The 12,999-nt window shown below is 37.6% G+C and carries 11 protein-coding genes; 4 read left to right on the top strand and 7 right to left on the bottom strand.

The genetic code is table 11. The features are described from left to right. Both A9G09_RS08555 and A9G09_RS08560 read right to left on the bottom strand, forming a co-directional pair. A partial coding sequence (locus A9G09_RS08555; protein WP_141671559.1) for a filamentous hemagglutinin N-terminal domain-containing protein occupies positions 1-947 on the bottom strand: 947 nt, incomplete at its 3' end. 112 nt (positions 948-1,059) lie between these two features. Continuing rightward, positions 1,060-2,760 carry a ShlB/FhaC/HecB family hemolysin secretion/activation protein gene (locus A9G09_RS08560; protein WP_176700968.1) on the bottom strand — a complete coding sequence of 567 codons (1,701 nt, stop codon included), beginning with the start codon at positions 2,758-2,760 and terminating at the stop codon, positions 1,060-1,062. 461 nt (positions 2,761-3,221) lie between these two features. On the opposite strand from A9G09_RS08560, the gene suhB reads away from it, so the two are divergent. Continuing rightward, positions 3,222-4,025, top strand: a complete 804-nt coding sequence (suhB, locus tag A9G09_RS08565) for an inositol-1-monophosphatase (RefSeq protein ID WP_065634433.1) — start codon at positions 3,222-3,224, stop codon at positions 4,023-4,025. An 82-nt stretch (positions 4,026-4,107) separates the two neighbouring features. Here suhB and A9G09_RS08570 read toward each other — a convergent pair whose 3' ends face one another. Next, positions 4,108-4,428, bottom strand: a complete 321-nt coding sequence (locus A9G09_RS08570) for a winged helix-turn-helix transcriptional regulator (RefSeq protein ID WP_081297534.1) — start codon at positions 4,426-4,428, stop codon at positions 4,108-4,110. Between the two features lie 198 nt (positions 4,429-4,626). Between A9G09_RS08570 and A9G09_RS08575 the strand changes: the two genes are divergently transcribed. Beyond that, positions 4,627-6,816 (top strand): cation-translocating P-type ATPase, encoded by a 2,190-nt coding sequence (locus A9G09_RS08575; RefSeq protein ID WP_065634434.1) that lies wholly within the window; start codon positions 4,627-4,629, stop codon positions 6,814-6,816. An 80-nt stretch (positions 6,817-6,896) separates the two neighbouring features. On the opposite strand, the gene tilS is transcribed toward A9G09_RS08575, so the two are convergent. Next, positions 6,897-8,183: a tRNA lysidine(34) synthetase TilS gene (tilS, locus tag A9G09_RS08580; protein ID WP_065634540.1), complete on the bottom strand. Its 1,287-nt coding sequence runs from the start codon at positions 8,181-8,183 to the stop codon at positions 6,897-6,899. A gap of 32 nt (positions 8,184-8,215) precedes the next feature. Further along, entirely contained in the window at positions 8,216-9,433 is a 1,218-nt protein-coding gene (gene metC, locus A9G09_RS08585) for a cystathionine beta-lyase (RefSeq protein ID WP_065634435.1), read from the bottom strand. Between the two features lie 76 nt (positions 9,434-9,509). On the opposite strand from metC, the gene A9G09_RS08590 reads away from it, so the two are divergent. After that, positions 9,510-10,148: a 4'-phosphopantetheinyl transferase superfamily protein gene (locus tag A9G09_RS08590; protein WP_081297527.1), complete on the top strand. Its 639-nt coding sequence runs from the start codon at positions 9,510-9,512 to the stop codon at positions 10,146-10,148. 50 nt (positions 10,149-10,198) lie between these two features. Here A9G09_RS08590 and ftnA read toward each other — a convergent pair whose 3' ends face one another. Both ftnA and A9G09_RS08600 read right to left on the bottom strand, forming a co-directional pair. Next, entirely contained in the window at positions 10,199-10,717 is a 519-nt protein-coding gene (ftnA, locus tag A9G09_RS08595; RefSeq protein ID WP_065634437.1) for a non-heme ferritin, read from the bottom strand. Between the two features lie 94 nt (positions 10,718-10,811). After that, positions 10,812-11,582 carry a tyrosine-protein phosphatase gene (locus tag A9G09_RS08600; protein ID WP_065634438.1) on the bottom strand — a complete coding sequence of 257 codons (771 nt, stop codon included), beginning with the start codon at positions 11,580-11,582 and terminating at the stop codon, positions 10,812-10,814. 102 nt (positions 11,583-11,684) lie between these two features. Between A9G09_RS08600 and pepB the strand changes: the two genes are divergently transcribed. Further along, positions 11,685-12,965, top strand: coding sequence for an aminopeptidase PepB (gene pepB, locus A9G09_RS08605; RefSeq protein ID WP_065634439.1), 1,281 nt, complete (start codon positions 11,685-11,687; stop codon positions 12,963-12,965). Positions 12,966-12,999: the final 34 nt, after the last annotated feature.

Genomic DNA, 12,999 nt, shown 5'->3' on the forward strand with positions numbered 1-12,999 from the left:
GCATTATGCACACCCACCCCTTTTTCGGTACCAATCATACGAATACTATTAGCATACATTCCACCAAGCTGTGAAACATCAATCGAAACTTCCGGTTTATTGTCAGTAGCGTTATCTAGTGGGGTGATAGTTTGTGTATCGTAACTGACCTGATTACGACCGGTGATTACATTCGCTTCATTGGCCCATATTGCCGAGTTAATCGATACCGTACGTGCTATCAAATCAGTATAGTTTTGCCCGGAGCTGTCAAGCCCTTTACCGGTTACGGTAATGTGTCCTTGTTCAACCTGGTAACCATTTATTTCACCATTATTGATAATCGGTTTACCGGTAGTGAGGGTCCCTCGACTGGCATTAATAAAACCACAACCATTACAGGTGATGCCGGAAGGGTTAGCAATAATAACCTCCGCTTTTTGACCGGCAACTTCAACCACCCCGTTTAATTGGCTGGGATTACGTGAATTGACTTCGTTTAATATGATTTTTGCCGGCCCGGTTTTATTTAATAGTTCATTACCTTGTACATAACCCGCAATTTGTGTTTGGCTGATTTTACTGCTGTTATTTAATATCGCACCTTGCTGTGATACATCAAATTGTTTGTATTTGTTATGCGATACCCCTTTATTGTTCGGGGTTTGAATGTTGACTTGTGTCACGCCATTCGCCGTTGATATCACTATCGGTTGTTGGTTGCGGCCAGCTTGGTTATCCGCCACTATTTGACTGCCATAAACCGGCGAAGTCAGCGTGACAAAACCCAGCGAAATAGATACGAATAAGCTTATCGGTTTGAGCGTTGCAAAAATAGATTCAATCGCTGTTTGTTGCGTATCTGTGGTGGTTTTTGCCTGACCATTTGCTGTTTTCGAAATGTCAGCAACCACCATTTGCATATTACGTTTTTTGTTAAAAATTACTCGGTATAAGCGCTTATTCATAATCTATTCCTTATTCCTATCCCTTATCTTTAGCTTTATTTTTATTTTTTATGTTTTTTATTTATTCGCTGCTAGTTATACACATAACACAACATACATCTTGTTATTCAACCTAATAATTCCACATGACACTAAAACCTAATGCCAGCGGATTGGTTTGAAAACCTTTCGGTTTGCGAATTGGCATGCCAGCAAACAGGTCATAGTAAAAACCATAATTGTTTCCCCGTAATCCCAATACGCCACCGGTTAAATGTCGCCCTAGCAGATACTCACTTTTACCACCCGATACTTCACCGGTATCAAGACCTAAATAGGTTTCATGATTAAAGGGAGCTTGCCAGGCCAATTCATTACGAAGATACCAGCCGCGGTCTGCTCTTAATGTGAGCTCACCATCAAAGCCCCGAACACTCCAGCGTCCACCAATAGAAAACTGGTCCGGTGAAGTTAAGTGTGAGCCACGCGTATATTGTCCCTGATAATCTAAACGATAACGAAAGTGCTGTTCACCTAAGGTGAAAGGGACATTAGTAGAAAAGTTAACTAAGAAAATATCTGACAAGGCGCTGCCATTGTCTTCCGGGTTGTACTCCTCTGGCGCTTTTTTTGCATTAAACCAGCGAACCCCTTTTTGGTAAGTGACGCCGGCATCGATAGTAATATTGTCAATGTAATGCCGGTGAGCAACGCCCAATTGCCAGCTTGTGGTTTTTCGTTGTTGGATTTCAATCTCGGTATCATCGACATAGTTATGTGACTGACGTAACATTAGACCATAACTTAATGTGGTTTTTTGTGACTCATTTCGATGCAGCACATAACTCAGTTGTATATTCGCATTGCGGCTGCGACCACTGTACTGGTAATCCTGATTTTGACCTGCCACATTTTGATGATATTTATTGCCCGACAAAGATGCACTTAACGACCAGTAACCAAACGGGACTGAATAAGACAGTAAATAGTTGCGTGAGCCATATTTACCTTTTCCATTAATATCATGCCCACCTGAGGCATAAAAGGAATCACTTAGCGATAAGGGATTATCTAAGTAAAATGTCACTCCGCCTTGGTCTCGCCCTGTTGTTTTGGTCCCTGAATCATCAACTGACAACCCCAGTCGCCACATCTTGCTTTGGTTGCGGCTAATAACAATATCGCTTTCGCCCGGTTTATCACCCGGCACTAACTTCATTTGAGCACTCACTGTCGGTAATCGTTGTAAATTTTCAAGTCCTTGCTCTATATCCCGTAAATTCAGAAGATGATTTTCCCGTGCTGGCATGGCTGTATAAAGCTGGGCATAGTTATCACTATCATCACTGTAATAAATATGCCGGGTTTTACCTTCAACCAATAATAGTTGCAACTTACCACTTGCCAAATCTTGTTCTGGCGCCACCACTCGCGTGGTGATATAACCATAGCTAATCAGTCTGTCTTGTATTGCTTTCATCAATAAATTAACACCTTGCGAGCCTAAGCAGTGGTGCTCAGCTTGTTTAGCCAATTTATTTAAGGGAATAAACCAGGGTAATTTATCCCGCTCAAGTAACTGCACTTGATTGATAACAAAACATAATGATTCAGTAGGAAAATTAAGTTCGCCGGTGTGGGTTGATGGCGGTAATAAACGGATATCGGGAGTGGCGGGCGTCAATGTTTCTTGTAAAGCCTTGTCGCGCTCTTGTTGATGAATAAGCTGCCCATCACTAATAACTTTTATCGGTGGCGGCTCGGCGAGTAATAAACAAGACGGCGAAATAGTAATGACAGCCGTTAATACAAAATTTTTTACGGAGAAAGACATAATCACAACGCTACAAAATAGACACATAAAACCATGTCGGTCATACTAATGAGTAATAACCGATATGTATACACAGGTTGTAAATTCGGTGTAAATGTTTGTGATTTTACTGTAAGTTTTATGTAAATATTAATAAGTTGATTGAGATATAACGTCCTGAATTTAAATCAAACCAATAAATAAAAAGTTAAATACTGCGTTTGTTATTGGCGTTGAAAATGGGATTGTTAATCGAAATAAAAATGCTTTTCGTTGTGAACTTTTGGATTTTATATCACATCCCTCCTCACATTTTCTGCTAGCATTAAAATTTGTGATTTTTAATATTTTATTTATCAAACCTAACATATTCTGGCAATAAAGCGGCAAAACCTTTATACTATGCCGTCACTATTGGTATCACTCTATAGAGTTTTACTAAAATACTCCGTTCTTTAACATCATCAATTGGAAAAAAATTTATGCATCCGATGCTTAATATTGCTATTCGTGCTGCTCGTAAAGCAGGTAATGTTGCCATTAAGGCTTATGAAAACCCAAGTTCAATCGAAATTGATACTAAAGGTGCTAACGATTTTGCCACTAATGCAGATCGTGCTGCTGAATCACTTATTATTGAAACAATCAAAAAAGCGTATCCTGATCATACCATTATCGCTGAAGAAAGTGGTTTAGCTAAAGGTAGTGATGCCGATACGCAGTGGATAATTGACCCAATTGATGGTACGACCAATTTTATTAAAAATATCCCACATTTTGCGGTTTCTATTGCAGCTCGAGTTAAAGGTAAAACAGAAATTGCCGTTGTATACAATCCTATGAGTAACGAGCTTTTTACCGCAGCGCGAGGTAAAGGTGCACAGCTTAATGGTTATCGTATTCGTGTTAGCAATGCTAAAGACCTTGAGGGTAGTGTGCTCGCAACGGCATTCCCATTTAAAGTTAAACAATATAGCGATAGTTATTTTGCGGTATTGCAAAAATTATTTGTAAGATGTGGTGATTTTCGTCGTAGTGGGTCTGCCGCGTTAGATTTAGCTTATGTAGCAGCGGGTCGTTTAGATGGCTTTTTTGAAATTGGCTTAAAACCTTGGGATATCGCCGCAGGCGAGTTAATTTTACGTGAAGCAGGTGGCGTTATCACCGATTTTGCTGGTAGCAATAATTATATGGTTTCGGGCAATATTGTGGCGGGTAATCCTCGTGTGGTCAAAGATTTGTTAGTTTCGACTCAAAACGATTGGCCAGAAAATTTGCGTAATTAATTATACTTTCTTTATTTGAAATGCAGGGTTGAATCCTTGCATTTTTTTTATATTAGTCATCAACTACAAAAAGTCATTTTCGTTATTTTGCGTCATCTAATGACGTCATTGAACAATTAACGTGTAAACCTTGATTGTTTAAATAGTCACTACCCCATATATACATTGATTCAAGTACTGGTTTAATGCTTTTACCAAAGTTTGTTAAAGAATATTCAACTTTAGGTGGTACCACTGGAAAAACTTGTCGATGAATTAAGCCATTAGATTCAAGTTCGCGTAGTTGTTGGGTTAGCATTTTAGCTGTAGCTGTAGGGATTTCTTTACGTAACTCAGAAAATCTTAAGGTAGTTTTGGCCATAAGTTTCCATAATATGAGCGATTTATATTTACCACCAATCATATTGATGGTGGCATCAACAGGGCAATAGGTTATTGTTTGTTGTTTGTTTTCACAGTAGCTTTTATTGATGGATTTATTTTTCACTTAATTATCTTGATAGTATCTTTTTAGGTAGTATATATCAAAAAAGTGCATTCTTGTTAAAAGGATAATTAATACTACAATATGTACCACACCAAAAATTAAGGGATGTGTTAAATGAAAACTGTCGAATACCATTTTTTTGTTGAGGATATGAGCTGTGCATCATGCGTTAGTCGAGTTGAAAAGGCACTGAGAAAGATTGATGGTGTCATTGATGTTAGTGTTAATCTTGCGACTGAAAAAGCAACTGTTAATGCAAATTCGAATGTTAAATTAGACACGTTGATGTCAGCTGTGGACAATGCCGGTTATCATGCGGTAAAAATTACTGATCAACAAATGCACCATAAAGATGTTGATAAGCAAGCTTCACTTTGGCCTATTGTTTTGTCTATTATCTTGTCTGTACCTTTTGTTATCCCTATGTTACTTGAACCGTTTGACATTAATTTGATGCTACCTGCTTGGTTGCAATTTATTCTTGCTTCGATTGTGCAATTTGGACTAGGTGGTAAGTTTTATCGCAGTGGGTTTAATGCGTTAAAAGCATTGACCGGTAATATGGATTTATTAGTCGCGATTGGTACCAGTGCCGCTTATGGCTTGTCGTTATATCAGCTTATTAGTGGTCATTATGATCACCTATATTTTGAATCATCAGTGGTAATTATTACCTTAATTTTGATCGGTAAGTGGTTAGAGCAGAGAGCTAAGCATCAAACAACCCAAGCAATTGAAGCACTTTCAGCTTTACGACCAGAGATGGCATTAGTCAGGCAAGGTAACCAAGAAGTGAATGTACCGATCGGCCAGGTAAAAGTAAATGATATTGTGGTGATTAAACCCGGTGAACGTATTGCTGTTGATGGTATTGTCATTGAAGGTTCATCAAGTAGTGATGAGTCGATGTTAACAGGGGAAAGCTTTCCTGTAACTAAATCCGTTAATGATGTTGTTACTGGGGGGACAATCAATGGTGAAGGGTTGCTGATAGTGAAAACCACCGCAATTCAAGCTGACTCAATGCTTTCAAAAATTATAAATATGGTTGAATCAGCCCAAGCTAAAAAAGCACCAATTCAGCGAATTGTAGATCGTATCAGTGCGATTTTTGTACCGGTGATTTTGGTTATTGCATTGGTAACCTTGCTGTTTTGGGGAATAGTTTATCATGATTGGCAACAAGCCTTGCTTCACGCTGTTGCAGTATTGGTTATTGCGTGTCCATGTGCTTTAGGATTGGCAACACCTACTGCGATTATGGTAGGAACGGGAACGGCAGCTCGTCAGGGGATTTTAATTAAAGATGCCGAAGCGTTAGAAACGCTGCACAATATTAATACGATCGCATTTGATAAAACCGGTACGTTAACAGTAGGTAAACCTGAATTAGTGGAAATTGATGTTGTCGGTACTGAAACACCTGAGCAAATTTTATCAATTGCGGCATCAATGCAAGCCGGAAGCGAGCATCCTTTAGCTAAAGCGATGTTATCTAAAGCTAAACACGATAATTATGCACAAAATATTACCTCAGTAGCCGGTTCAGGGATTATGGCAACGATTGACAATACCGAATACTATTTAGGTAGTTTACGCTGGATGAAATCATTAAATGCCTATTTTGTGAATATGGATGATAAAATCAATGAGCTTACCGGTAAAGGTTACACTATTTCATTTTTGGCTAAACAACAATCAGAAAATCAGGTCGTGATTTTGGCTTTATTTGGTTTTTCTGATGTCATTAAACCTGAAGCCAAAAATGCAATTGAAGCATTACATCAATTGCATGTTACCAGTGTTATGTTAACTGGCGATAATCAGCAGGCGGCTAATTATGTCGGGCAGCAATTAAGTTTAGATAAAGTGATTGCTGAAGTTTTACCGCAAGATAAAGCAAACTATATTTATCAATTACAGAAAGAGAGCCATAGTGAGCATAATAATTTAGTTGCCATGGTCGGCGATGGTATTAATGATGCCCCTGCATTGGCAGCCGCAGATATTGGTATTGCTATGGGAACCGGTACCGATATTGCTATGCATACAGCAAGTATTACATTAATGCGTGGTAATTTATATCTTATTGCTGATGCCATTGATATTTCGCGTCGAACATATAATAAGATTAAACAAAACCTTTTTTGGGCGTTTTTCTATAATTTAATTGGCATTCCCTTAGCTGCTTTAGGATTTTTAAATCCTATGATTGCAGGTGCTGCCATGGCTTTAAGTAGCGTTAGTGTGGTAACAAATGCATTATTGCTTAAACGTTGGAAAGCGAGAGCCGATAACCAATAACGGTCGTTGAATTAAGGCGGCCGTTTATGCCGCCTTATTGGGTCTTATTGCAATAGGTTTATTCGTTAAGGAATTATCATTTAGGTCAAACTAAAATGGATTTGCGATCCTTGTCCTTGTTCAGTAATAAATACGCCGACAGCGCAAATTATTTGTTCATTATAATAAACTAAAGGAATGCGGGTACGCATCCAAGGTGGAATATGGTGCTCTTGCCATAATTTCTTGATTGCCCTTGAACCCTGACGATTGACAATTTTTAGCTGTCCTTGTGCATGAAAGCGTACAGTTACATCTTCGTCGGCACGAGGTAAGCGGCAATTTAAGTTGTGCTTATTATTAACGTGTAATTCACCAATATGATCAGGTAAGACTAACGATGACGATAAATCCCATTTAAGCACGTGTTGTTCAATATTTTGATATAGTGGCAATAGGTAGAGTTGATTTTGGTAACGGCGGATTTGTTTATTATGCAAAATAAATTGTGGATTGGCATCGTCTTTCGCTTGCGCAATAGTTTGCCAAATTAATGTGAGCTGTTTTTGGCTTGGCATGATGACTTGTTGGTGCCGAAGCCACATTCTTAAAATAGCATTGCGTTTATATTCGCTATAATCAAACAGGGGTTTTAAGCGTAGCTGACCTTGAACGGTGCTCACTTGTTGATAATCGGACAGTAATAGCTCGTTAATTAAGGCTTCTTGTTGTTGACATAATTCGGCACTTCGAGCGACCATTTGCGGAAAATGTGGCCAACGTTGATTGATGATTGGTAAAACATTTAAACGTAAAAAATTGCGATCGTAATGGTCATCTTGATTACTTTCATCTTCTATCCAAGTTAGCTGATTTTGATTCGCATAAGTTTCTATCTGTTTACGTGATATCGATAATAATGGACGAAGATGTTGTCCATTTTCGATGGGCATAGCAGAGAGTCCAGCAGGCCCACTACCTCGCTTTAAGGCTAATAAAAAAGTTTCGCACTGATCATCAAGATGTTGGGCAGTGCAGAGTTTTTCATTAGTTTTTAAATTCTGATAAATTGCTTGATAACGTGCCTCTCTAGCTTGTTCTTCGATATTACTGTTCATATTATCAAGCTTAACTTTTTCAATGATTATAGGTACTTGCCATGTTTGGCATTGTTGTGCACAGTGGTTTGCCCAGTTATCTGCATGACGACTTAAACCATGATGAACATAAATAGCCCTAATTTGTAAATTGGGTAAAAGCTGTTTTTTCAACATTACCAATACATGCAGTAACACCGTCGAATCGACGCCACCACTGAAAGCCACGAGTAGTGCGTTGCTGCCTTTTAAATGATGTAAAACGGTTTGTTTTATTACGTCATCAAGCATTGGGTTGTGTGCATTATTCATATTACAGTTAATTATATTAAGCTTGTTAGCGCAGTAGTTTTGATTTTATCAAGTTTTATTCTATCTAAACCGGCAGCTAAATCGGCAATTAAATCATCAGGATCTTCAAGACCAATATGCAGACGAATTAATGTTCCAGTAAAGTCGACACCTGATACCGGTCTAATTTTTGCTAATTCTTCAGGTTGGTTTGCTAAAATTAATGATTCAAATCCTCCCCATGAATACGCCATGGTAAAATGGTTTAAATTATCCAAAAAATCAGCTAATTGTATGTCGGTTAAGTGGTCTTTAAGAACAAACGAAAATAAACCACTTGCACCACTAAAATCCCGTTTAAAAAATTCATGTCCTTTACAACTTTCAAGTGCAGGGTGATTAACAGTTGCCACTTTTGGGTGACCATCAAGCCATTTAGCAACTTTTAAGCCGTTTTCATGATGTTGTTTGAGTCTAACTGCTAAGGTACGTAATCCACGCGCCGCCATATAGGCCGTATCGGCATCGCACATTTGTCCCATTAAATAAGAACGTTCTCGTAATCTATCCCAACATCTCTCATTGGCAACAGCAGTTCCTAACATACCATCTGAGTGTCCAATAAGATATTTGGTACCTGATTGAATTGAGATATCAATACCATGTTCTAATGCTTTAAATAATATCCCAGCACCCCATGTATTATCGATCATAATGATGATTTCAGGATTAACACTTCGAATGGCCTTAACAATTGCCGGTATGTCTTGAACTTCCATAGTGATTGAACTTGGTGACTCTAAAAATACCACTTTGGTATTAGGTTTGATATGGTTGGTAATATAACGGCCAATTAAAGGTGAAAAGTAATCAGTTTCAACCCCCATATCTTTTAGAATATGTTCACAAAATTCTTGGGTTGGCTCATAACTTGCTTCGGATACTAAGATATGATCCCCAGTTTTGACAAAAGCTAGAATCGAATTAGCAATGGCAGCAGCGCCGCAAGGGTAAAGATAGCAACCAGCTCCACCTTCAATTTCGATCATGGCATCTTGCAGAGCAAAGTGGGTTAATGTGCCACGTCGTCCATAAAATAGCGCGCCATTTGTACGATTTTCTGCTGCTTCTTTTTTGGCTGCAAGAGTATCAAAAACCAATGAAGAGGCTCGTTGAATAACGGAATTCACTGCACCTTGGGTATAGCGTTGTTTTCGTCCTGCATGAACTAATTTTGTTGGTAATGACATAATCAATCCTAGGTTAGGGATAAATTTTAATAACAGTTAGCATAGCATGCTGTTAAAATAGTAAAAAATAATTTTTATGAATAGTTGTTTTCTGATAATGCTAATAACTCAACTGGCTAACCTAAATCATGCAATAATCGATTTTTCGTTATTACCTGAGCAAATTGTTGATTACGCAAATAAATTGCATGGCCAACGCAAAAGGCAATTTTTAGTTTGTCGTTCAATCTTAGCGCAGTTACTCAAACAGCATTATAGTGTCGATATTTTACCCGAAATGATCATTGGCGATAATAGTCGGCCTCGCTTTTTAGATTGCTCGTTTCCTGATTTTAATATTAGTCATAGTGGGGACTGGGTTGCTGTAGCGGTTGCATTATCAGGAAAGGTGGGTGTTGATATTGAGGTAGACAGGCCGCGAAAAAATTACCTCAATGTCGCTAAACATTTTTTTACTGATGATGAGTACCAATGGATGATTAACCAAAAGGATACATTATTGGCCTTTTGGCAGCTTTGGACGTTGAAAGAATCGGCATTGAAACTTTATGCTAAAGGCGTTTGGCAAATAAAATCAGTCAATATTAATGTAGAAAATCACTCTATTTGTGCCCCTTTTGGACAGCATTTCTATTTTCATTATCAACAGCTGTCAGGTATTCATCTTGCGGTTAATTGTGATAATCCTATTACCAATATTGTTGTAAAATCCTAATTATCATAATCTGTTACCCTTTTAGGGTAACAGTTATTACAAATATTTTATTATTCGTTTGTGGTGAGTAATCCTGACTCACTTAAGGTTTTATTAAAGTCTTTATCCATAAAGAATAAGTCACGTTTATTTTCGCCTACTAATTCAAGTTTATCAACAATGGTTTTAAATAGCTTTTCTTCTTCATGCTGTTCTGATACATACCATTGTAAAAAATTGAAAGTTGAAAAATCTTTTTGAGTAAGGGCATAATCGACCAGTGAGTTGATTGCTTTGGTAATGGTTAATTCATGCTGATAGGCTGCTTTAAATACATCGAGTAACGATTTATATTTTGCTTCTGGTGCATCAATTTTTCCAATTAATGCAAGTGAACCACAATCTAAAACATAATCAAACAAACGTTCCATATGTTTGCGCTCTTCACCGGCATGATCTCGTAAAAATTTTCCAAAAGAGGGAAAATTTTGGTCATCACACCAAGCACTCATTTGTAAATAAAGATTTGAAGAATAAAATTCTAGATTCAGTTGGTCATTAAGTTTTTTGACCATTTGTGTTGTTAACATCTGACTTTCCTCTCATTGCTATTTTATTATTCCACGTTTTTTAAACGTGGTTATTATATAAACCTTAGCGAATTAGCTAGTTGGTTTAAATTGATTAAACTAAATAAATTTGTTGTAGGTTTTTTTTGTTCTTTTCGTCTAATTGGTACTCTTTGGCTAACCAATTGTCGATGGTTTGATAACGCTGTTTAATTTCATTTATCGCGGCAGTTAAGAACTCTTTTTTGGCAGAAAATATGATTTTGTACTTGTCTAATTCTTCCTGCGTAAATTTATTTTTATATTGATTAAGTGTTTCTTCACGAAAAGTTTGTAAGCATTGTTCCGTAAATAGATAGTCTTGCATGACATCTTCTTCACTCACGCCTAACGCAAAAAGTGTTAGCGCGACACCAATGCCGGTTCTATCTTTACCAACTGCACAGTGCTGAACTAATGGTTTACCATTAGCGTTAAGTAAAAGTGAGATTAATTGTTGATAAGCCTTATTATTAAACGGAAGTAACTGATAAAGTTTTATCATAAAATCAAATGGTGAATATTTTTTTAAAATAAAGATATCATCATAATCACTAGTTAAACTTGCAGTAATTTCGTTACTTAATGGATTAGCTGGGACATTAATATATTGAGTATTAGCCCATAAATTATCGGGACAGCGATCGATTTCATGCTGATCACGATAATCTAAAATATGATGAAGCTTTAATTGGTTAGATAAAATGTCTTTTTCATCTTCAGTTAAGCGAGAAAAGTCACCAGCACGGTATAACAACCCCGATCGAATTTGACGTCCGTCGATTGTCTTGATTCCACCTAAATCACGAAAATTGATACTGTTTTTGATAGGGATAACTGATGTCATTGCCGCTCCTTATTTATTCTTAACTTCGCTTGCTATATTAACATGTTTCTGATTAGAATTAAGTCAATGTTTTGTCGTTTGATAATCAATGAGGTTTTTAATATGTCGATGTTATCTATTTTTCTTTCAAATGAACCTGCTAAAGCGCAGTGGGGCAAAGATGCCTTACTCAGTTTTTCTGATGATGCTATAACAATACACTATAAGTCGGAACATCGCTTAGGCGCAATTCAGCGAGCCGGTCGCAAATTGGATAACCAAGGCATTAAAGCGGTGAAACTGAGTGGTGAAGGTTGGGATTTAGAAGCGTCTTGGCATTTTTGGTTAGGTTACCGTAATGCCAAAAAAAACAATAAAGTGACGTGGGCAAAACTCAATAGCAAAGAAAAAGCAGAACTTAAATATCGTTTGGATATTATTGATTGGTGCCGTGATATTGTTAATCAACAAGCCGAAACCTTAAGCCCTTTTGAATTAGCAACACAAAGTGCAAAATTAATTAGTGCATATTCATCTGATGTGACTTATAAAATTATTTCAGGTGAAGCCTTAAAAGAACAAGATTATATGGGAATTTATACTGTTGGCAAAGGTTCAGATAGACCAGCCGCATTGCTTGAACTTGATTATAATCCGAGCAAAGATCCTAAAGCACCGATTATTGCTTGTTTAGTCGGTAAAGGTATTACCTTTGATTCTGGTGGTTATAGTTTAAAACCAAGCAGTTTTATGGAGTCAATGCGTGCTGATATGGGCGGAGCTGCACTGGTGAGTGGCGCGTTAGCATTAGCTATAGCTCGTGGGGTGCAACACCGTATTAAGCTTTATTTATGTTGTGCAGATAATTTAGTCAGTGGTAATGCGTTTAAATTAGGCGATATTATTCATTATCGTAATGGCAAAACAGTTGAGGTTGATAACACAGATGCGGAAGGACGCTTAGTGTTAGCTGATGGATTAATTTGCGCAGATAATGATAAACCACACTATATTATTGATTGTGCCACACTAACCGGCGCTGCAAAAATTGCGGTAGGTAATGATTATCAGTCATTGTTGTCATTCGATGATTCATTTGCTAATCGGCTAATTGACAGTGCGACTACTGAGCACGAAGCATTTTGGCGATTACCGTTAGCTGAGTTTCATCGTTCACAATTTCCATCATCCTTTGCGGATATGGCTAACTCTGGCTTACCTAATACCGCAGGTGCTAGCACTGCAGCGGCATTTTTATCGCATTTTATAAAAAATTATAAACAAAATTGGTTACATATTGACTGCTCAGCCACATTTCGTAAAAGTGCAACATCCTTATGGGCAACAGGGGCAACCGGAGTGGGTGTTCGCGCTATAGCGCATTTATTAAGTCAACTTAACTAGGATTGAAAAAAACCACTGTAGAAGTGGTTTTTTT

It is taken from the genome of Gilliamella sp. wkB292 (assembly GCF_001690235.1).
Lineage (GTDB): Bacteria > Pseudomonadota > Gammaproteobacteria > Enterobacterales > Orbaceae > Gilliamella > Gilliamella apicola_F.